At 39.9% G+C, this 21,736-nt stretch carries 23 protein-coding genes; 15 read left to right on the top strand and 8 right to left on the bottom strand.

What is annotated here, in order from left to right:
• Positions 1-5: 5 nt before the first annotated feature.
• A complete protein-coding gene (locus ACWQ4X_RS05645; protein WP_457903014.1) occupies positions 6-602 on the bottom strand; it encodes a LexA family protein in 597 nt (198 codons plus the stop codon).
• A 141-nt stretch (positions 603-743) separates the two neighbouring features.
• Here ACWQ4X_RS05645 and ACWQ4X_RS05640 point away from each other — a divergent pair, with 141 nt between their 5' ends.
• Together ACWQ4X_RS05640 and ACWQ4X_RS05635 are read left to right on the top strand one after the other, a co-directional pair.
• A complete protein-coding gene (locus ACWQ4X_RS05640) occupies positions 744-1,088 on the top strand; it encodes an immunity protein Imm33 domain-containing protein (protein ID WP_100240875.1) in 345 nt (114 codons plus the stop codon).
• Between the two features lie 267 nt (positions 1,089-1,355).
• Complete coding sequence (locus tag ACWQ4X_RS05635) at positions 1,356-1,847, top strand: winged helix-turn-helix transcriptional regulator (RefSeq protein ID WP_100240898.1); 492 nt, start codon at positions 1,356-1,358, stop codon at positions 1,845-1,847.
• A 10-nt stretch (positions 1,848-1,857) separates the two neighbouring features.
• On the opposite strand, the gene ACWQ4X_RS05630 is transcribed toward ACWQ4X_RS05635, so the two are convergent.
• From ACWQ4X_RS05630 to tusD, 4 genes are read right to left on the bottom strand one after another with little or no spacing between them, the layout of a single operon-like run.
• On the bottom strand, positions 1,858-2,169 hold the full coding sequence (locus ACWQ4X_RS05630) for a TusE/DsrC/DsvC family sulfur relay protein (RefSeq protein ID WP_161933913.1): 312 nt from the start codon (positions 2,167-2,169) through the stop codon (positions 1,858-1,860).
• A 19-nt stretch (positions 2,170-2,188) separates the two neighbouring features.
• On the bottom strand, positions 2,189-2,473 hold the full coding sequence (locus tag ACWQ4X_RS05625) for a DsrH/TusB family sulfur metabolism protein (RefSeq protein WP_374530963.1): 285 nt from the start codon (positions 2,471-2,473) through the stop codon (positions 2,189-2,191).
• 16 nt (positions 2,474-2,489) lie between these two features.
• Positions 2,490-2,840 (bottom strand): hypothetical protein, encoded by a 351-nt coding sequence (locus ACWQ4X_RS05620; protein ID WP_457903013.1) that lies wholly within the window; start codon positions 2,838-2,840, stop codon positions 2,490-2,492.
• A gap of 44 nt (positions 2,841-2,884) precedes the next feature.
• Positions 2,885-3,253 carry a sulfurtransferase complex subunit TusD gene (gene tusD, locus ACWQ4X_RS05615; protein WP_457903012.1) on the bottom strand — a complete coding sequence of 123 codons (369 nt, stop codon included), beginning with the start codon at positions 3,251-3,253 and terminating at the stop codon, positions 2,885-2,887.
• 71 nt (positions 3,254-3,324) lie between these two features.
• Between tusD and galE the strand changes: the two genes are divergently transcribed.
• The 4 genes from galE to ACWQ4X_RS05595 all read left to right on the top strand — a co-directional run bounded on the left by galE (position 3,325) and on the right by ACWQ4X_RS05595 (position 7,329).
• Positions 3,325-4,329, top strand: a complete 1,005-nt coding sequence (gene galE, locus ACWQ4X_RS05610; protein ID WP_457903011.1) for a UDP-glucose 4-epimerase GalE — start codon at positions 3,325-3,327, stop codon at positions 4,327-4,329.
• 127 nt (positions 4,330-4,456) lie between these two features.
• A complete protein-coding gene (fumC, locus tag ACWQ4X_RS05605) occupies positions 4,457-5,851 on the top strand; it encodes a class II fumarate hydratase (RefSeq protein WP_457903010.1) in 1,395 nt (464 codons plus the stop codon).
• A 90-nt stretch (positions 5,852-5,941) separates the two neighbouring features.
• Positions 5,942-6,436 carry a hypothetical protein gene (locus tag ACWQ4X_RS05600; protein ID WP_457903009.1) on the top strand — a complete coding sequence of 165 codons (495 nt, stop codon included), beginning with the start codon at positions 5,942-5,944 and terminating at the stop codon, positions 6,434-6,436.
• Between the two features lie 290 nt (positions 6,437-6,726).
• Positions 6,727-7,329, top strand: coding sequence for a nitroreductase family protein (locus ACWQ4X_RS05595; protein WP_457903008.1), 603 nt, complete (start codon positions 6,727-6,729; stop codon positions 7,327-7,329).
• A gap of 263 nt (positions 7,330-7,592) precedes the next feature.
• Here the strand turns inward: ACWQ4X_RS05595 and ACWQ4X_RS05590 are convergent, their stop codons facing one another.
• Positions 7,593-8,510, bottom strand: coding sequence for a LysR family transcriptional regulator (locus tag ACWQ4X_RS05590; RefSeq protein WP_457903007.1), 918 nt, complete (start codon positions 8,508-8,510; stop codon positions 7,593-7,595).
• A gap of 92 nt (positions 8,511-8,602) precedes the next feature.
• On the opposite strand from ACWQ4X_RS05590, the gene ACWQ4X_RS05585 reads away from it, so the two are divergent.
• The 7 genes from ACWQ4X_RS05585 to ACWQ4X_RS05555 all read left to right on the top strand — a co-directional run bounded on the left by ACWQ4X_RS05585 (position 8,603) and on the right by ACWQ4X_RS05555 (position 16,009).
• Positions 8,603-9,841 (top strand): acyl-CoA dehydrogenase family protein, encoded by a 1,239-nt coding sequence (locus ACWQ4X_RS05585; protein WP_457903006.1) that lies wholly within the window; start codon positions 8,603-8,605, stop codon positions 9,839-9,841.
• Positions 9,842-9,896: 55 nt separating this feature from the next.
• Positions 9,897-11,018: a phosphotransferase family protein gene (locus ACWQ4X_RS05580; protein WP_457903005.1), complete on the top strand. Its 1,122-nt coding sequence runs from the start codon at positions 9,897-9,899 to the stop codon at positions 11,016-11,018.
• On the top strand, positions 11,015-11,713 hold the full coding sequence (locus tag ACWQ4X_RS05575) for a histidine phosphatase family protein (protein WP_161933885.1): 699 nt from the start codon (positions 11,015-11,017) through the stop codon (positions 11,711-11,713). The genes ACWQ4X_RS05580 and ACWQ4X_RS05575 overlap by 4 nt, the downstream gene beginning before the upstream one ends.
• A gap of 14 nt (positions 11,714-11,727) precedes the next feature.
• Positions 11,728-12,471: an SDR family oxidoreductase gene (locus ACWQ4X_RS05570; RefSeq protein WP_142768698.1), complete on the top strand. Its 744-nt coding sequence runs from the start codon at positions 11,728-11,730 to the stop codon at positions 12,469-12,471.
• 130 nt (positions 12,472-12,601) lie between these two features.
• On the top strand, positions 12,602-13,372 hold the full coding sequence (locus tag ACWQ4X_RS05565; RefSeq protein WP_457903004.1) for an enoyl-CoA hydratase/isomerase family protein: 771 nt from the start codon (positions 12,602-12,604) through the stop codon (positions 13,370-13,372).
• 260 nt (positions 13,373-13,632) lie between these two features.
• Complete coding sequence (locus ACWQ4X_RS05560; RefSeq protein ID WP_457903003.1) at positions 13,633-15,213, top strand: fatty acyl-CoA synthetase; 1,581 nt, start codon at positions 13,633-13,635, stop codon at positions 15,211-15,213.
• Positions 15,214-15,421: 208 nt separating this feature from the next.
• Positions 15,422-16,009, top strand: a complete 588-nt coding sequence (locus ACWQ4X_RS05555) for a uracil-DNA glycosylase family protein (protein WP_457903002.1) — start codon at positions 15,422-15,424, stop codon at positions 16,007-16,009.
• 23 nt (positions 16,010-16,032) lie between these two features.
• Here the strand turns inward: ACWQ4X_RS05555 and ACWQ4X_RS05550 are convergent, their stop codons facing one another.
• A complete protein-coding gene (locus tag ACWQ4X_RS05550) occupies positions 16,033-16,896 on the bottom strand; it encodes a DMT family transporter (RefSeq protein WP_457903001.1) in 864 nt (287 codons plus the stop codon).
• Between the two features lie 138 nt (positions 16,897-17,034).
• On the opposite strand from ACWQ4X_RS05550, the gene ACWQ4X_RS05545 reads away from it, so the two are divergent.
• Complete coding sequence (locus tag ACWQ4X_RS05545) at positions 17,035-18,429, top strand: aminotransferase-like domain-containing protein (protein ID WP_457903000.1); 1,395 nt, start codon at positions 17,035-17,037, stop codon at positions 18,427-18,429.
• A gap of 77 nt (positions 18,430-18,506) precedes the next feature.
• Here the strand turns inward: ACWQ4X_RS05545 and ACWQ4X_RS05540 are convergent, their stop codons facing one another.
• Entirely contained in the window at positions 18,507-20,060 is a 1,554-nt protein-coding gene (locus ACWQ4X_RS05540) for a phospholipase D family protein (RefSeq protein WP_457902999.1), read from the bottom strand.
• Between the two features lie 626 nt (positions 20,061-20,686).
• Between ACWQ4X_RS05540 and ACWQ4X_RS05535 the strand changes: the two genes are divergently transcribed.
• Positions 20,687-21,712: a flavin reductase family protein gene (locus ACWQ4X_RS05535; protein ID WP_457902998.1), complete on the top strand. Its 1,026-nt coding sequence runs from the start codon at positions 20,687-20,689 to the stop codon at positions 21,710-21,712.
• The last annotated feature ends 24 nt before the right edge of the window (positions 21,713-21,736 follow it).

The following is a 21,736-nucleotide window of genomic DNA, read 5'->3' as shown; positions in this document are numbered from 1 at the left end:
ATCACTTATTTCAGCTTTTTCAAAATACAGGTGACGATACCCCAAATGGCAACATTTTCGTCACTACGCGGATAGATGTCAGGGTAGTCAGGGTTCTCTGCTTTTAACCAGAACTTAAAACCATTGTCTGCATGCTTATCTTGCATAAAGCGTTTAACCGTAAATTCGTTGTTAATGAGTGCCAATACAATATCGCCATGTTCTGCAGATAAACGACGGTCAATCAAAAGCTGGTCGCCTGCATCAATCCCTGCATTTTTCATCGATAAAGAATCGACGCGTAAAACAAAAGTGCTGGCTGGGTTTTTAACTAAATACTTGTTGAGGTCGATATAATCTTCTATGTAGTCTTGGGCGGGAGAAGGAAACCCAGCCGCGACAGATTCGAGTGGAGATGGAATTGCCAATTCAGTTTGTAAATGAATTGGGTTTAGTTGAATATTGTTTTGACGGTCATCTTCAGGTACAGGTTTCAGCCATTCTTTAATCGCAGTGACTTTTGACTCGGGAACGCGCATGACGACCGTTTTTTCAGTGTACTGAGATTTACGTCCTGCATTCGCACGTTTGCCACCATGAGAGGCTTTGTTTGATTCGCTCATAATTCACCTTGATAAAGTTACATAATCAAGATTAGCAGAAAAATACAAGCTGCGACAGTATATTTTGTGTAGGGATGACTTGAGACAAATGGCACTTGGTTCTAAACTGCGGAACATCAATCATTACATTTGGTATCCACTATGGATATGGATTTAATCACTGAACAAAAACTGGTATGTGAAGAATATGGCTCAAAGTATATTGCAGTACATGAAAATGATGTGATTGCCGTTGCGGTCGCGTCTTTAAATCAAGAACCGATTGTGGGCATCCGTAACAAGCCAGAAGCAGGGGAAGAGGTTACTTGGTTTATTTATGCCGGTGAGCATGACGACAGTGAAGATTTCTTCCAAACCGTATCTGTTAAAGAACTGGATAAACTTTTGCCAGAAGTCCTGCCATACTTGGCGTTGGAGCATGGCTACCGTTTTATGATTGATCGTGAAGAATACGAAGATGTATGGAAAGAAGGTGATGAAGTTTAAGTGAATGACTTCAGTTGACTGGAAATGACATAAAAATGACGGGAAATGATAAGTTGAAAGCCATCACAATAGCAGCGTTAAACGGGTGAAGATCCATTTAATCAGTCAACTTCTTCCCGAGTTGCTGTGTTACTCCTTAATAGCCATGTGAAAACATGGCTTTTTTTATGCCTGATTGGTTTCTCCGACTGAAGATGGTAGGGAGATGTTGTCAAAAGCAAAGCAATCCGATAATTTGAGGAAAGGATAGCTTGAATGACGATGCATATGAAATGGGATGAGATAGGCGAGCAGCCATGTTCAATCGCACGCGCTTTATCGATAGTCGGGGACCGTTGGACTTTACTGGTATTGCGTAATGCATTTATGGGAATGCGCCGTTTTGATGACTTTCAACAGCAATTGGGTGTGACCCGACATGTTTTGGCCGATCGTTTGAAACGTCTGGTCGAACATGAAATTTTAGAAAAAAGACCGTATATCGAGCGTCAGCAACGCTTTGAATATTGCCTAACCGAGAAGGGTTTAGAGCTTTATCCTGTGTTAATGAGCATGGTGACGTGGGCAGACAAGTGGATGGATGATGGTACGGGTAAACCCATGCAGTTGATGCATAAGCAATGCGGTAAGGTTTTTACTGCAATTACCGTGTGTTCGGAGTGCGGAGAACCTCTGCATGCGCGCCAGGTCAAACCTTTGTTTCGGCAGCATCCATTTCATGCCGAAGCTCAACCTGCTGCACAGATACAACAGGCTTAAGCCTTCGTTCTTATAGGCAATTGGCTGGTTTAGGAACGCCAGCCAGTCGGCTTAAGTGTCGAGCAACCAGACCTGTATTAAATTTCTCTTGCAGCATGGCATTGTTAATTTCAGGACTCACGCTTTTCATTAAAAACTTAATCAGTGGGCGTGTTGCAGGTGAATGTCCAAACTGCTGATAAAACTGGCGTACTGCCTGTAATACAGTAAGATGCCAGTCGGTTAATTCAAGCTCAAGACTATTGGCAAGTTCTTGAGCCACTTCAGGCGTCCAAATAGTGTAATCGACCAAGTGACCATCTTGATCGAGTTCTAGATTCATCATTGTCTTTTCAAACCTATTATTTAATGGTCATACAGCGTGTATGTGCCAAGCAGATGTCGGCAAATTGAGAATAAGAAATCACGTTCAATTGTGCTGGCTTCGAACTACTTAATAAAGCGGCGTCTGTATCCAGCACATAGAGTTGTTCAAGCGATGTTAAGGCCACATGATGAGCATGAAGTACTGCATCACCCATAAGCACCACACAATCACCGCTATGTAACATAGATTGTAATTGAGTGAGTTTAGCCTCTGCGGATGAATAATCTGATTGAATCAAATAAAGTGTAGCTGTCAGCATAAAAAATATTCATCCGTTACCAATATAAAACGTGATCGAAGGCTTGTAAAAACTCGGCATTTAGCTCGATAAATTCGATTTCTTGTTGGGCTTGAACCACAAAAGGATGGTCTTGATTCACACTTTCCACTAAAACTGGGGTTAAGTCGTAAAATTCAAAGCTATCGACCATATTCGAAGCCAGTTTGAACGCATGCTTAACCGCGTCAAACTGTTGCTCTGCCTGCAATAAACTGAGCGCAGCATTCACAAGTAAAACCTTGACTTCACACCCGAATGTCGCTAAAACCATTGTCGCAGCAAGGCTTTCATGCACTTGTAAGCTGGTAAGGTTGGCTTGGGTTAATATCACGAGTACAGTTTTCACACAATTTACCTTTTAAATGCAACAAATTCGCCAAAAATAACCACTTAAAATTGAATTAGACGTTCAGTGGATTGTACGGCATCGGCAAGTTCACCCAAACCGACCAATTCAAAGCCATTCGCTAAGTTATGTTGGTCAATCTTGTGTCTTTTTGCATTTTCTTCATCTGTGATACCCCTTGCCAAGGCTGCACTTACACAAACAGGTAGGCGAATATCGAGCTTCTGCCACTCAGTCGTGAGATTACGTTGGTCATCAGGCACCCATTGCAGGGCGTTGGCTACCGTAACTCCATCTTGATAAAAGAAAACCCGAAAAGCTTTCTGTTGTGTATGTAACGCTTGTGCAAGCCCGAGTGCATGCCAAGCATGAATGGAAGTAGGAGCAGAGGTAATTAACAGTAATGTACTCATGGAATTCACTTAAAGGCTGTACCAATCGAAACTTGGAACGTCCAGACTTCATAAGAAAAAGGTAGTATACAATGATTTTAGTAACTGGTGGATTAGGCTTTATAGGCTCTCATGTCGCTCTTAGCTTAATGGCTCAGGGGCAAGAAGTCATTATTGTAGATAATTTGTCCAATGCCAATCTACAGACCTTAGAACGTTTGGAATACATCTCTGGGATGTATGTGCCATTTGCCAAGCTGGATATCCGTAACACGCCTGCTTTGAATAAGGTCTTCGAGCAATACACAGTGAATGCTGTAGTACATGCGGCTGGGTTCAAATCTTTGCAAGAGTCTGTGTTAAAGCCACTTGAGTATTACAACGACAATGTTAGCTGCATCATGAGTTTATTGCGCGCGATGCAACGAACGGGTGTGCGACATTTTGTGCATTTGTCGAGTTTGGCGGTATATGGTGAGTCCAGCTTAGAACTGAGCGAAGATATGCCATTTAACTATGCTTATCCGAACCCGTATATCAAGTCTCAACAAATGATTGAGGAAATTATACGCGACACCTTTAAAACCGATGAAGAATGGAATATTGCCATTCTAAGGTTAGGTAACGTAGTTGGTGCTTTTGAGCATGGGGTTTTGGGCGAATTTGTTCAGCCATTACCAAAAAATATTGTGCCACTGGCAATGCAAGTTGCCGCAAGACAGCGTGAATATATTGATCTGCACAAGAAAGCACAAACGACAGATGGTACGGTAGAACGCAGTTTTGTTCATGTGCTCGACAGTTGTGATGCCGTAATTTCCGCTTTGAAGTGGTTATATACTCAACAACACACCTGTGAAGCGTTTAATATTGCAGGTGAAGCGTATTCGATTCAAAGCTTATTACAGCAGATTTCTAAAGTCACAGGAACGGAAATCAAGACGGTAGATACTGATTATTTCATCGCTCAAGAGCTTGATCAGGTGGGTGCCAATGCTGAAAAAGCAGAACAGTTGTTGGGATGGAAAGCCAAACGTAGTCTGACCCAAATGTTAGAAGATGAGTGGCGATTCTATCAACAAACATTAAGAGCATAATCTAACCATAAAATGAGTAAACGATAATTGTTATCGTTTACTCGTGCATCAGAATGAAATAGAATAAAAAGATTATTCAATACTTGAATAAGTACAAGATTATAGACAGATAAAGAAAGAGGTAGACATGCATACACGTATTGAACATGACACCATGGGTGAAGTTGAAGTTCCTGCAGAAGCCATGTGGGGGGCACAAACGCAGCGTAGTTTGCAAAATTTCAAAATCGGTGGAGAACGTTTACCTCGTCCTATGATCCGTGCCATGGGGCTAGTGAAAAAAGCAGCCGCACTCACCAATGCAGATTTGAATCAAATCCCTCAAGAATTAGCTCACTATATTGTCAATGCCGCAGAAGAAGTGATTCAAGGGCAGTGGGATAGCCAGTTCCCATTAGTGGTGTGGCAAACGGGCTCAGGCACGCAAAGTAACATGAACTGTAATGAGGTGATTGCCAACATTGCCAATCAGAAATTGGGTAATCCTTTAGGGGCACAAAAACCTGTACATCCGAATGACCACGTTAACCGTGCACAATCGACCAATGATTCCTTTCCGACAGCCATTCATGTGGCAGCCAGTCTACAAATCAATGAGTTACTGATTCCATCAGTTACGCAATTGCGTAATACCTTAGATGCAAAAGCACAAGAATTTCATGATATTGTGAAAATTGGGCGTACACATTTGCAAGATGCAACGCCGTTGACGTTGGGGCAAGAGTTTAGTGGCTATGTTTCGCAGTTAGATCATGGCTTAAAACGCTTACATCAAGCGTTGTCTGGGCTTTATGAGCTTCCACTCGGTGGTACTGCAGTCGGTACGGGTTTAAATGCTCATCCTGATTATGCGGTAAAAGCTGCCGAGCAACTATCTCAGTTGACTGGATTGCCTTTTGTCACAGCACCAAATAAATTTGAGGCATTGGCAGGTCGTGATGCTGCAGTATTTGCTTCAGGTGCATTGAAAACACTGGCGGCAAGCTTAAATAAAATTGCCAATGATATTCGTTGGTTGGCGAGTGGTCCACGTTGTGGTTTTGGTGAAATTCGTATTCCTGAAAATGAACCTGGTTCGAGCATTATGCCGGGCAAGGTGAATCCAACCCAAAGTGAAGCCATGACCATGGTGGTGGCGCAGGTATTAGGTAATGACACGACCATTAATGTTGCGGGTGCTTCAGGTAATTTTGAGTTGAACGTGTTTATGCCTGTGATTGCGTATAACTTATTGCAGTCTATTCAATTATTGGGTGATGCATGTAATAGCTTTAATGAGCATTGTGCAGTCGGTATTGAGCCGAATCGCGAGAAAATTGATTACTTCCTGCATAACTCGTTAATGTTAGTTACAGCATTGAATCCTGTGATTGGTTATGAGAATGCTGCGAAAGTGGCTAAAACTGCTTATAAGGAAGGCAAAACCCTTAAACAGGTGGCAGTTGAGCTGCAATTGGTGACAGAAGAACAATTTGATGCTGTGGTTCGACCAGAAAATATGGTTTCCCCGAACGTTAAATAAGCTTCTGCAAAACGAAACAAGATCAGCGGTTTTTATCTGCTGCATAAGTGCGTACAATATGCCTTAGATTTTTACCGCTGATGATGACCTATGCTAGACATATATTTGACAGATGTTCAGAAACGTATTCAATTTAAGGATTACCCAGGTGAGCATCCTGTTAAATTTATTCTAAATTTTAAAAAGATTTTTCCAAGTGTGATGGAGCTGTTACTTCCAGTATTGCCTGAAAATGAAAATTTAGAGGAAATGACATGGGAGTCAAACACTGAAGATTTTGAACTGTTTAAATTGCTTTTAAGTGGTTGGGGTGTGATTGAACTACGTTTAACAGCCTTGGCGAAATTTAAAGACAAGAAATTTGCAGATGAGCTGGTTAAGCGCGCACAACAAAAGCGCAAAGCTGAGGTTCAAAAGCATGCAAAACTTAAAACAGTTGAGCTTGATTATTTATTTATGCACGAAATTCATGCATTGATTGATGCTGAATTGGTTGAACTGGGCGAAAAGTTCTACTTACCAACATTAAGAGAAATCTGGAAAGCACATCTTCCAAATAATGTGCTGCAAGCCAACTTATCTTAAGTTTTGTTTGAAAAGCTTCTGATTTAAAACAAGAAACCATTTGGTCTATGAAACTAAATGGTTTTTTTTGATCTGAATGATTGATTGCTTCATAAAATTTAGGCTTATGCTCAGTAGTGTATAAGTGACTATTAAAGCTATTTTTTACCAAATATAAAAAATATAGATATGAATCTTATTAACTTTTATAATTAAGTTGGAATTGATTTTGCATAATACTAAGTAGCATTGTATGACTGGATAATTGGTATTTTTCCAGCAGAACATTCCACTTCAGTAGGAGCTATGACATGGCAAATGAATTTCTAAACTTAATTGAGCAACGCCGTACAATTTATGCATTAGGTAAAAATGTAGAGCAAACGACCGAATATTTGACAGATCTGGTCAAAAGAACGATTCGAGAAAGCCCATCTTCGTTTAATTCGCAGTCATCGCGCGCTGTAATATTGTTCAACTCTGAACATGAAAAGTTTTGGAACTTCGTTAAACAAGAATTACAGGCTTACGCAACTGACGAAGCTGCGGCAGCTAAAACGGCAACAAAAATGGACAGTTTCGCAGCAGGGTTGGGCACAATTCTATTTTTTGAAGATATGGGTGTGGTTGAAGACTTACAAAACCGTTTTGCTTTATATGCGGAGAACTTCCCAATTTGGGCTGAGCATTCAACCGCAATGGCTCAATTTGCAACATGGACAGCCTTACATACAGAAGGGCTAGGGGCTTCTTTACAGCATTACAATCCAATTGTGGACGCACAAGTGCATGCTGAATGGGACATTCCAAAGAACTGGAAATTGCGCGCTCAACTGGTGTTTGGTTCGATCGAAGCAGCAGCCAAAGAAAAAACATATATTGAAAATACTGAGCGCTTTAAAGTTTTTCAATAAATTGAAGGGCGATACTAAGGCTGAAAAGTCGTATCGAGGCTCTTAATTCAAGACGAAATACGTGTTTCTGCCAGTAAAAGCTTGTCAGTTACTTGAAAGATGAGTGATGTGATCAATAGATGAGCGGAGTTTTTATCTGATCGATATTCTGACTTAGACAATAAAAAAGAGGTTGGCATTGCAAACCTCTTTTTTATTTCGAGTTAACAAATTTGTTTAGTCAAAATAGCCTAAGCATGATTGAATCTACTTTAATGAATAGCCTAAGCAAAAATTTTCTTGATTTGCTCACGCAAGAAAATATGCCTTAAATTTTCATTTAAATCTTTATGCCAAAACATCCCCATTTTCATATTAGGTAAATCAGCAGGGACAGGAAAAATATTTAAAGCTGAACCGACTTGCAGGTGCGAAAGAATTGTTTCTGGCAAAGTTAAAATCGCTTGAGCATTTTGTTCTAATATTTGCAAAGCAGTTGAGTAATGCTGACAGCGCAATAAGATATTGCGATTCAACTGCTGGCGTTGCAAATACATATCTTCCAGTAATAGACCTGTACGGCGCGATGATACCCCAATGTGGGGAGATGAAAAATACTGTATTTCATTCATCTGTTTTTGCTGAGTACATGCCACAAAACGGTCATGCACCAGTGCTTGAAATTGAACTTTATCTCCAAAATTTTGTTCTAGATCCATCACAAAATCGATTTGTTGTGCAGCTAAATCAGCAACAACCGTTTTACGATCCAATTTGATACTCGTAAATTGAATGTCTAAGTTAAGCTGTTGGAAGTGTTGAAAAATTCGAGGGAAAATGATCGGTTCAATTTCATCATGTACTGCAATTTTAAGGGTTTTGACCATACTTGGTTCAAAACTTTGTTTTTGCAATGAGATAGATTGGATGGCTTGAAGTGCTGTTTTTATAGTGGGATAACTTTGTTCTGCAAACGGCGTAGGCAACATCTGATTGCCTGCACGAATAAACAAATCATCTTGCAATTGCTGGCGAAGTCGCTGTAAAGCATGACTCGCAGCAGATTGTGTGATGCTAAGCATGTGCGCAGCTTTAGAAATACTTTTCAGCTCAAAAATAGCAATAAACAATGGATAGAGATTGATATCAATTCGATAGAAGGTTGCTAAATCCATTTCTGCTTTATTATGAATATTTTTCATAGTTAAGGATTAAATAATATCATTTCATTCATAATAATTTTCAAGCTAATGTACTGTAAAGCGAAAATATACAAAATTCACAGGATGAACCTATGTTTGAACTCTCAGCACTCGCCAAAGACTATATAGAACGCACCAAAGTATTTATTAAAAATGAAATTGAGCCAATAGAAACTGAATTTTGGAATGAAGTGCATCTCTTAAATCCCAATGGAGATTGGACTCAATGGCAATGGCCAGCACAATTAGAACAATTAAAAGCAAAAGCTCAAGCTGCGGGTTTATGGAATATGTTCTTGCCCGATCCAGTATTGGGTGCAGGGCTTTCAGTTCAAGAATATGCGCATATTGCTGAGTTAACTGGTCGTAGCTTAATTGCACCAACTGTATTTAACTGTAATGCGCCAGACAGTGGCAACATGGAAGTACTTTGGCGTTACGGGAGTGAACAACAAAAACAACAATGGTTAACTCCACTATTAGAAGGAAAAATCCGCTCGGTCTTTTGTATGACTGAACCTGCGGTGGCATCAAGCGATGCAACCAACATGCAGGCAACTGCTGTAGTCGAGGGTGATGAAATTGTCTTGAATGGACGTAAATGGTGGTCATCAGGTTTAGGTGATCCTAACGCCAAAATCATTATCTTTATGGCACATACACCAGATGAAACCAAAGATCGTCATCATCAACATTCGATGGTACTGGTTCCAATCGATGCTGAAGGTGTAACCATTGAAAGAATGTTACCCGTCTTTGGCGATTATGATGCTCCACATGGTCACGGCGAAATCAGCTTTAATAATGTGCGAGTACCAGTGTCCAATTTTATTGGTGGTGCAGGTCAAGGCTTCGAGATTGCACAAGGGCGTTTAGGGCCTGGGCGTATTCACCATTGTATGCGTTGTATCGGTGCTGCGGAAAAATCACTGGAACTGATGATTGACCGTGGGATGAGCCGAACAGCTTTTGGAAAAGAAATTCTGAAATTGGGCGGTAACTTGGAACGTGTTGCAGAAGCTCGCGTTGCCATCGATCAGGCACGTTTATTGACTTTATATGCTGCTTATAAAATGGATACTTTGGGCAATATGGCAGCATTAACCGAAATTTCTGCCATTAAAGTGGTTGCGCCAAGTGTGTTGGAAAAAGTGGTGGATATGGCAATTCAAATTCATGGTGGTGCGGGTGTTTCTCGTGATACGCCATTAACTGGGTTCTTTGCTCAAGCGCGTAGTTTGCGATTGGCAGATGGTCCAGATGAAGTGCATAAAGGCATGATTGCTAAACTTGAACTGAAAAAACGTGGATATGGCGCGCGTAAGAAATAAAGCTGTGGTAAAAGTAAGTAAAGCATTCATATTCTAAAAATCAGGGATAACAAGTATGTCGGTAATTGATGTTGGTGGCAGTGTACGAGAAGGCGAAGAGCTGGATGTACAAGCTGTAGAAGAATGGCTCAAGTCACAAGGCGTCGTGTTAGAGGGACAAGTTGAAATCACACAATATTCGGGTGGGGCTTCAAATTGGACATATCGACTCAAATATGATAACACGGATCTGATTCTGCGTCGTCCACCGAAAGGTACTAAGGCAAAATCTGCACATGATATGGTGCGTGAATATACGGTGCAGAAAAATTTAGCACCTTTTTATCCTGTATTACCTGAGATGATTGGTCTTTGTCAGGATGAGTCAGTCTTGGGCTGTGACTTCTATGTCATGAAACGCATTGCAGGGATTATTCCTCGTGCGAAACTTCCACCAGAATTACATTTTACAGAAGCACAAGTGCATCAGTTATGTGTCAATGTGATTGATAAGCTGATTGAATTGCACCAAGTCCCATTTCAAGGCACAGAACTGGAAAAACTGGGTAAAGGTGAGGGTTATTGCCGCAGACAGGTGGAAGGCTGGGATCAGCGTTTTGAAAAAGCACATACACTCAATGTGCCGACCTTCAAATTTGTGCGTAAATGGCTTATGGAAAATATCTCAAAAGATTCGGCAACCTGTTTGATTCATAACGATTGGCGTTTTGATAATGTCATTTTAGATCCTGAAGATCCAACACAAGTGATTGGAGTTTTGGATTGGGAAATGGCAACCCTAGGTGATCCACTGATGGATTTGGGTTCTGCGTTGGCGTATTGGGTCGAAGAAACCGACAGTAAAATCTTTAAAGCCACGCGACGTCAACCCACCAACATGAAAGGTATGTTTACCCGAAAAGAAGTGGTGGACTATTACTTAGAAAAAACAGGCTTACAGCCTGAGAACTGGACCTTTTATGAAGTATTCGGAATTTTCCGTTTAGCAGTGATCGCGCAGCAAATTTACTATCGCTATTTCCATAAACAAACCAACAATCCTGCCTTTAAGGATTTTTGGGTCATTATTCATGCCTTGCATATTCGCGCTTTAAAACTGATTGGCATTCAAAAGCTGGAAGCCAATGAAATTGCACATAAATATATGGAAAAATTTAAGGAAATTTTAGAAAAATGACCACCATTTATTTGATTCGTCATGGGCAAGCGTCTTTTGGTGCCGAGAGTTATGACAAACTTTCGGATAAAGGTGAATTACAAGCGCAACGACTGGGTCAATATTTCAAGCATATTTTAAAAGAATCTCCTTATGTGGTGGCAGGTTCCATGCATCGTCATCAGCAAACGGCGCAACTGGCTCTAGCAGAATGCTTTCCGCATAGTCCAGTGGTCACAGATTCGCAGTGGAACGAGTTCAACCACCAGCAAGTGTTTGCGCAATACGAACCCAGATTCAAAGAGCCACATTTATTAAAATCTGATGTCGCGCAACATGTAAATCCGCGTGCGTATTTGGCAAAAATTTTTGAAGGTGCAATTGAACGTTGGACAGGCGGTGAATATCACCATGAATATGAAGAGTCATGGCCAATATTCAAAGCGCGTGTTGAAACCGCATTGCAAGATTTATGTGATGAACTTGCACAGACCAAACCTCGTTATGCGGTGGTATTTACTTCAGGTGGCGTGATTTCTGTCGCGGCAGGAAAAATTCTGGAACTAAACCCAAATCGGACTTTTGCATTGAACTGGGCAATCACCAACACCAGCATGACCACCTTACGTTTAGTCGGCAATGAACCACAATTACTCAGTTTAAATGAGCATCATTTTATTAAAGCCGATGACTCAGAACTTTTAACATGGATATAACAAGGATTTGACCCATGGCAAAAACCATTTTAATTACAGGGGCAAGCTCAGGTTTGGGCGCGGGTATGGCGCGTGAATTTGCTCAAAAAGGCTATAACCTTGCCATTTGTGCACGTCGTATGGAGCGTTTAGAGGCACTTAAACAAGAGCTTGAAAGTCAATACGGGATTCAAGTCATTGCGAAAACTTTAGATGTCACCAATTACGATCAAGTGTTTGAAGTGTTTAAGGCATTCCAACATGACTTTGGCAAACTGGATCGTATCATTGTGAATGCAGGTGTCGGACAAGGTCGTCGTATTGGTAAAGGTAATTTTGAAATTAACCGTGCAACTGCCGAAACCAATTTTATTTCAGCCTTAGCACAATGCGAAGCGGCCGTAGAAATTTTCCGAGCACAAAACTCAGGGCATTTGGTGGTGATTTCTTCCATGAGTGCCATGCGCGGATTACCAAAACATCTTTCAACTTATGCCGCCAGTAAAGCTGCTGTTGCTCACTTGGCAGAAGGGATTCGTGCCGAACTAATTGATACGCCAATTAAAGTTTCGACCATTTTCCCTGGTTATATTCGGACTGAATTGAACGAGGGCGCGAAAAAACTGCCATTTGAAGTCGATGAAAAAACAGGTTCGCACTTACTTGCAGAAGCGATTGAGAAAGCTCCAGTCAAAGCTTATGTGCCAAAGTGGCCGTGGTTGCCAATGGGCTTGGCCATGAAAGTATTGCCTTTACGTATTGTAAATAAATTGGGTTAAACCTCATCAGACCATAAGGAAATATAGGCTTTATGGTCTACAACTAAAATTATAATAATTGATAGCTTATTCATCCAATGAAGAAAAGGTATCCAAAATCTTAAAATTCCAACAATATTAGGATAATAAAATGAATAGAGAGCTTGATTTTGAGACAAAGCAAGGAGTTGCTTATTTGCGTCTAAATCGCCCTGAACAGGGCAATGCGATTAATTTAGCTTTAGCAAACCAGTTATTACAAGCAGCCATGCGATGTCACCATGATCCAGAAATTCGCTGTGTGATATTAACGGGTACTGGGCGCTTTTTCTGTGTGGGTGGTGATGTTGCTGATTTTGCACAAGCTGATAAAAATACTTCAATATTGATTAATGAATTGGCCAGCACTTTACATTTGGCAATGTCAAGTTTAATGCGTATGAGTAAACCATTGGTGGTTATGGTCAATGGTATTACTGCTGGTGCAGGGATGGGATTATCTCTCATTGGTGATTTGGTAATTGTCGATGAAAAAGCAAAATTTACCCCCGCTTATAGTGCAATTGGCTTAAGTCCAGATGCAGGTTTAACTTGGCAATTACCCAAATTGGTTGGAATGAGAAAAGCTCAGGAAATCCTGTTGTTGAATCAGACCCTGTCTGCCATAAGCGCGTTGGAATATGGACTAATTACAGAAGTTGTCAGTTCTGATCAATTAGAAACTCGTGTACAAGATTTGGTAAATCAACTGATGACCAGTGCTTTGCCGGCATTGGGGCAGACTAAACAACTATTATGGGCAAGCCATCAAAATAGTTGGACTTCACATCTTGAACATGAAGCAGAAGCTATTGCGAATTTAAGTTCAGAAGTGAGTGTCCAAGAACGAATTCATGCATTTTTAGATAAAAAACGTGCATAAATTTAATCTATAGATTTTTTTAACTCACATTATAAAAAAAGGAGAATTGAGTAAGTTAATAAAACGCTTCAACAAGTTTTGTAAGCTATAAAATTAAAAAATATTTGCGAAGAATGATCAAATTTGACAATGGAGCACAGCATTAGAACTGGTAGGATGTGAAATATAGAGTTTTCAATAATAAGATAAAAAACTTCTATACCATTGTATTTTAAATACAAAATAAAAGATCAGGAAATATAAAAAGAGGAAAAAAAGGAATGATTAAGGATATTCAGCGTGCACGACAACTGCATATTGCAGATATTATCGGAAGAAGTGCAAAACGCCATGGAGATAAAATCGCATTAATTGACGGTGAGACAAAAATTAGCTTTAAAGATCTAGATCGGCTAGTCAGTAAAATCACGGCTCATTTATATGCAGCAGGATTGAGTAAAGGCGATAAGCTGGTTTTGATGTCGCATAATTGTTGGCAATTTCCTGCAATTTTACATGCTGCTGCACGTTTAGGTGTCATCGGTGTACCCATTAATTTCATGCTGAATGCCAATGAAGTCACTTATTTACTGGAGCACTCTCAACCTAAAATGATTGTAGCTGAAGATGAATTGTGCCATGTCATCTATGAAGCAACAAGGAAGCTGACTTTTCCTCAGCCACAGAAAATTGTTTTAAATCTTAATGAAATACATGTAACTAGCGTATGGCAAAACTTTGAATATTTTTTGAAAAGTATTTCGGTTGATGTGCCAGAAATTGAGCTGAACACATATGACCCGATTCGAATGATGTATACCAGTGGGACAGAATCGTTGCCCAAAGGTGTATTATTAAATAGTGAAAGCCTTATTCTGCAATATACGACCTGTATTATTGAAGGTGAAATGAGCGCAAATGACAAAGAAATTCATGCATTTCCACTGTATCACTGTGCTCAGCTCGATGCCTTTCTCAATGTCGATTTATTTTTAGGGGCGACAAGTTACATTTTCAGACGTTTCGATCCTGAATTAGTATTAAGAACCATTGCCCAAGAAAAGATCACAAAGCTATTTTGCCCACCGACTGCTTGGATTGCTTTATTAAACAGTGACGTCATTTCACAAGTTGACTTAGGTTCACTGGCTAAAGCTTACTATGGTGCTTCTACTATGCCTCGCACGGTCATTGAACAATTAAGACAATTACTTCCTCATATTCGCTTTTGGCAATTCTACGGTCAAACCGAAATGGCACCTGTAGCGAGTGTATTAAGTCCTGACGATCATGAACATTTTATTGAATCTGTTGGAAAGCCCGCACTCCATGTACAAACCGAAATTATGGATGAGAACGGAACTATATTACCGTTAGGGCATATCGGTGAAATTGTCCATCGCAGTTGTCACTTAACATTAGGTTATGATCAAAATATTGAAAAAACCAATGAAAGCTTTAGCAATGGCTGGTTTCATAGTGGTGATTTAGGATATTTCAATGAACATGGTTATTTATATGTTGTTGATCGTATAAAAGATATGGTTAAAACTGGCGGTGAAAATGTTTCTACACGTGAAGTAGAAGAGGTAATTTATACGTTAGAGGGAATTAAAGAAGTTGCTGTGATTGGTCTACCTCATGACCATTGGATTGAAGAGGTGGTTGCAGTGATAATTAAACATGAACATGCTGAATTAGATGAGAATAAAATCTTGCAGCACTGTCGTGCTCGGTTATCAAGCTATAAAGCCCCGAAAAAAGTCTTTTTCAGGACTGAATTACCTAAAAATGCCAGTGGAAAAATACTCAAGCGGAAACTCAAAAATTATTATAAAAATATGCAAAATGCGATTGCATAAGGTTTAAATCAGCCAATTAATGCAAGATGAGCCAACTTCACACATGGGGTTGGCTTTATCTAGATCAATTCCAAAATTGGTAGCAAGTCAAAATACGAAAAGTACTTATAAAATTAAGGTAAAATATTGCACAATAAGGAAAGTTAATGCTTTTCGTAATGAAGTTCTAAACTTCATAATCTGAATATTTACTTTTTTGATTCTTACCATGTCTGTAATAGAAACCCATCCGCTTGAACCATTTTTACCTGCAGAAGCAAAGTTGTTAATGTTGGGTAGTTTTCCACCACCAAAGACACGCTGGAAAATGGATTTCTATTACCCAAATTTTCAAAACGACATGTGGCGCATCTTTGGACTGATATTTTTTCAAGATAAAGACCATTTCCTTGATCTGAAAAATAAGAATTTCCATGAGCAAAAAATTCGTGATTTTCTCTTTGAAAAAGGCATTGCGATTTTTGATACGGCGTATCAAGTTGTCCGTTTAAAAGAAAATGCCTCTGATAAATTTTTACACATCGAAACACCGACAGATTTAACCGCTCTGTTGGCTCAAATTCCACAATGTCAAAGCATTGTGACTACAGGTGACAAAGCCACGGATACACTAATGCTTTCAATGCCTGAAGGCACTGAAAAACCAATCATAGGCAAAAGCTCTGAAGCCGTTTATGCTGCACGGGAGCTTAGCTTATTTAGAATGCCATCTTCTTCACGTGCATATCCACTAGCCTTAGAGAAAAAAGCTGAAGCGTATCAACAGCTTTTTGCGAAGATTGGTTTGCTTGATTAATATGATGATATGGCTTTTGCTATTCAGGCATATTTTTTTGCATAAAATACGCAAATAATCACCGCAAAACACACCACAATCATGGCGAAGTCGATTGCTTCACCTAGGAACACAGCGCAAAGTATTAGCCCAAGGAAAGGTTGCAACAGTTGGATTTGTCCAACGCGTGCAACGCCACCCATCGCCAAGCCTTTGTACCAGAATACAAAACCAATCAGCATGCTAAACAGAGAAACATAGAATAATCCCGCATATGCTGTCACTGGAATAGCATCCCAATCTTGCGGAAAATAGATTCCGAATAAAGGTAGCATTAAAGGCAAGGCAATAATCAGTGCCCAACAAATCACTTGCCAGCCTCCCAGTTGTATAGACAATTGTCCACCTTCGGCATATCCTAAACCACAAGCCAATACCGCAATTAACATGTATAAATCACTACGGAAATGGAAGGCTTGCTGGTCTTGAAACCACATAAATAGCGCGACAAAGCTACTTCCTAAAATTGCAGATAACCAGAACTGAATAGAAGGTTTTTCGCCTGCACGCAATACAGCAAAGATCGCTGTTGCAAGTGGTAGCAAAGCGACAAAAACAAGGGCACGAGCCGCGGTTATGTTTTCTAGGGCAAGTGCAGTAAAAAAAGGAAAACCAAAGACTACACCTAAAGCAATCAGGACTAAGGATCTGATTTGTTTGATATTCGGAATGGGCTGTTTAAAGACATACAAACAGAGAATGGCAAATACTGAGGCTATTACAGCGCGTGTGCCAGTCAGGAATTCAGGACTGAATCCTGAAACGGCAAGTCGGGTAGCAGGCATAGAACCCGCAAAAATAATGACACCTAATAGCCCATGTAACCATCCAAGATTATGTTGTTTCATGCCTTAAACGCTCTAATATTTATACATCCATTACAAAGCAAACTAGCGGTTTGAGATAGATACAATCCAGTACAATATAAAGAAACTGTATTGGTATACAATAGCGACTGTCTTGAAATAAGTATTGATAACCAGCCTATGGATACGCAAAGCAAAATTGAGATCGTGATAACACAGATCAAATCACATATTGCGAATCAACGTTTTGTTGCTGGGTCACGCTTACCTTCGGTACGGCGTTTAGCACAGGAGATGCAATTTTCAATTTCTACTGTGGTAGAAGCTTATGCACGCTTGGTTACAGAGGGAGTGCTTGAAGCACGGGCAGGTTCGGGGTTCTATGTGAAGGGGCAGGCACTAGCACAAAAAGTAACGGCTACTCATTTTCAATATGATCGAGAAATTAATCCACTATGGATTTCACGGCAATCTTTAGATGCTAATGATGAAATGCTGAAACCAGGTTGTGGCTGGTTACCTCCAGAGTGGATGCCTGAAAGTAGTTTGCGTAAAGCACTTAAGCAAGCTGCAAAATCCTCAGTCAAAATGTTAGTTGAATATCCGATCCCACATGGTCATGTGGGCTTAAGGCAGTGGATTGCACGTCGAAATGCACAATATGAAATACAGGTTGATCCTTCGCAAATTTTAATTACGGATTCAGGAACTCAAGCGATTGATTTGATTTTTCGGGTACATTTACAAGCTGGCGATGTGATTCTGGTGGATGATCCATGCTATTTCAATTTCCAAGCCTTAATTCAAGCCCATCATTTGCAGGCCATCGCGATTCCATTTACAGCCCAAGGTCCAGATGTAGAGGAGTTTGAACGAGCATTACAATATCAACCCAAACTCTATTTAACCAATTCTGGTATTCATAATCCTACTGGGGCAACGCTATCCATTCAAAGAGCATATCAAGTTGCAAAGTTGGCAGAACAGGCAAACTTGCTGATTGTTGAAGATGATATTTTTTCAGAATTTGAGTATCTGCCATCACCACGCTATTCTACGCTGATGGGATTTGATCAGGTCATTCAAATTGGGAGTTTTTCCAAAACGTTAACGGCATCGCTCCGCTGTGGCTATATTGTTTCTAACCCTCAAGATATCGAAAAATATATTGATCTGAAAATTGCGACGAATTTTAGTAGTGGGCATTTAAATGCGGAAATCATCTATTCGGCATTAATGGACAGCCAATACATCAAGCATATTGAGTCATTAAAGAAGAAGCTCAATAGTAGTATGAGCACCTGTATTCAACGGTTAAGACAACTCAATATTGAGCCAGTTCTGATTCCCAAAGCTGGCATTTTCCTTTGGTGTCGTTTGCCTGAACAGATGGATGCGGCTGAATTGTCACGGCGGTGTTTACAGCACGGTTTAATCTTGGCACCCGGGCATGCTTTTAGCCAATCTGCCCATGCCAAACATTTGATGCGGTTTAATGTCACACAGTGTATGAATCCGAAAGTATTCGATATTCTAGCTGAAGTCATGCTTAGCTTTAATCGTGATTCAGCATAGTGCTTAGGACATACAATCTCGCGCAATCCAATAAATAACAATAGCTTAAAGATAAAATAGATGTAATGACAAAAGCATTACATCATCCATTCAATTGGCAAATATGACAAACTTTTAAAGGCAAAGCGCTGGAATTTGGTCGTGTGCGGGTCTACATCATAGGTTGTCGTTTTCCCATTTTCATGATGTTGAATCCAAATGATTTCACCTTCAGTATTGAGTTTTAACTCGTAGGCAATCTCTGGCAAGTAGCGATCTAGCGCATGCGTGACCCGATTTTGTAAAGGATCAGATTCCACCATTAAACCTACTTCTGTATTTAAGTTGACAGAACGCGGGTCAAAGTTAAACGAACCAATAAAGACTTTCCCATCAACGTCAAAAAATTTGGCATGTAAGCGTGACGAACTTTTACCTTTGGCAGGAATGACATTTCCAGTTAATACTTCATACCAAGTTCGCTGTTTACGCTCGATGTCAGGCTTAAACTCATAAAGCTGAACGCCATTTCTTAAAAGGTCTTTACGATATTTTTGATAAAAGGCATGCACCAATGCGACATCATTGGCTAAGTAAGCATTGGTTAAGACGCGTATTTTTATATTTTGATGAGATAAATCTTTCAGAAAAGCCGTTCCATCTTTGGTGGGAACAAAATAAGCGGAAACCAATTCTAAATGTTGTTCTGGTGTACCCATGGCCTGTTTTAATTGTGAATAGAGCAGCTTATCATGGTCTATATTGTCCAAGGTTTTTTCAGGGTAATCACCCATAAATCGTGCTTTTACCCATTCAACATTACGTTCACGCAGTTGTTGCATAATTTGCTTTTGTGCAAAATCAAGTCGGGTTTTGAATTGATCTTTTTCCAGATCATTCATGGCATGACCTTTACGCAATTCATCCAGCTCCGCAGTCGTACCAACGCCAATCAACTGTTGTACTGAATAACTTAGATCATTGTTCCAAAAATTAATGAAAATCTGATTAGCTGATTTTACCGCATTGCCAAAGAACAAGATGTCCATATCGGTAAACTGGAATTCATCACCCGCATCAAAATATTCACGGCTGATATTACGTCCACCTGTAACCGCAATGGCACCATCAGCAATAATCAGCTTGTTATGCATACGGTGATTAATTTGCTTCAATCGCAAAGCATAATCCATCACTCTGAAATTCCGATATTTGTAGGGATTATAAAGTTTGATCTCGAAATTTGGATGTGCGACCAGCTTTTCTAATATTGGATCTAATTTGGTACCATTCTGGTCATCAATCATCAGTCGTACTTTCACGCCACGATCGGCTGCTTTTAACAGTTCCGACAGCATCATATGACCAAGGGAATCATCCTCCCAAATATAATATTGCAAATCGAGCGTATATTTGGCTTCACGAATTAAATGAATACGCGAAGCAATGCTCATAAAGGCATCATCCAGTGCCAAATAGGCAGTTAGACCCTGTTGTAGTTGAGCATCAACATTTTGGCGTTGCACCCAATGTTCCGTATGGTAGCCTGAAGCTGACTCTTTCTTGGCCTGATTGGGTGGGAGGCTACAAGCCGTGAGTGAACCCATGCCTACACATAATAATAAGGAGAAGTATCGGTTATTTTTTTGCATGTTGTTCTAATTCATTATTACCAATATAAGCACATATTATCATGCTGTTATGGTTGAATTAAGGTTTAAAAAGAGGCAACTGTAGTGCAACTGATAGAGATCAGTAAGATTGCATATGGCAGTAAATTTAGTTCTTGTAACGCTTAAATCAACACGGTTACTTTCAACGATTAAAATTGAAGTTATAGTGCCCTTAATACTAAGAAATGAAGTATCGATTTAAATGATTCATACACCTGTATGTTGATTACCTTTATTTGAAATAGAAGTCATCTTAAATGTATTTTCCCCGTAATATCATCAAATTTAGGCATGATATTAGGAAAATGAGTAAAGCATTTGATTGGAGATGTAGGTCTATCAATCCTTTCAATTTTAGGTTTCCAAAAAGTTCTCACGTAAATTTTCAAACACCAGCGACTATTTGTTTTTCATATCTCGTAAATAAAGGACATGAATTCGATTGGCAAAAACTAACATTTTGTTAGACAGAAAATGATAATAAATGCCAAATGACATGTTTTGTCCTCATCTGACATAGAGCAGGCAATCAGTTAAACCTATTGTTGAATTAGCAATAAAAGACAGTTGTATAAAAATATAGACTGATTCAGATGAGTACAATTATGGGAAATCATGTGCAATATCAACCTGAATGGGTACGTGAAGATTTCGTAGATTTTGTCGCGGAAAAACTTCATCCCATTTGGGCTTGGAAAAAGGTCAAAGCTCAGCTTATTGCGCGCAAAGCAATAAGTGATGATTTTTTTCAATTACAGCTGAGACCAAATCAAAATTTTAAACATGAGCAAGCTCAGGCAGGGCAAAGCCTACTACTCACGGTTGTGATCGCAGGTGTTCGGCAGCAGCGTAGCTATTCCTTGGTCGAAATTCTAGACAATGGAGATTTGCTAATTGCGGTTAAACAACAAGGATTAGTATCCAATACAGTGACTCAGCTTGCTTTGGGCACAGTCCTCGAAATTTCACAAGCTCAAGGTGAGTTTGTGTTGAAACAACACACTGGAACAGCAACGCTTTTCCTCGCTTCTGGCAGTGGGATTACAGCGATTTACGCTTTGCTAAAACAGGCTTTGACATCGACAAGTGCTCCAGTCGATTTGCTGTATTTTAATCGTGACAATGCTTACCATGCAGAACTCGAAGCCTTAACTGTGCAATATCCGCAGTTTAAATATTATCCATTTAATACCTTGCAAAATTCACAGCACTTGAGCGAGCCATTACTCCAGCAATTCGTACCAGACTATTTTCAGCGCGAATGTTATGCCTGTGGTGCACAGAATATGATGAAAAGTGTGCAACAGCTTTATGCAGTTCACAGTATTTCGCATTTGCTCAAGACAGAATTCTTTCAAATTCAGATTGATGAAACCCTTGAGGCACAGCCCGTAACATTTTTACGTGCCCAGCAAGAGTTTCTAGCTGATACCAATTTGCTCGAAAGTGCAGAAAAAGCTGGGCTTAAACCTGCCCATGGTTGTCGCATGGGCATTTGCAATACGTGCTCGTGCACCAAAGTTCAGGGGGCGGTACGCAATGTGCTTACAGGGGAAGTGGATGAGCAGAGCAATACTCAAATCAAACTCTGCATTTCGCAGGCAATTAGCCCAGTAGTCATTAATTTATAAGTGTTGAATCTAGGGACAAATAAA

The sequence above is a fragment of the Acinetobacter sp. NigerLNRRAM0016 genome, from assembly GCF_054112845.1.
This window is presented reverse-complemented; position numbering and strand designations above follow the sequence as displayed.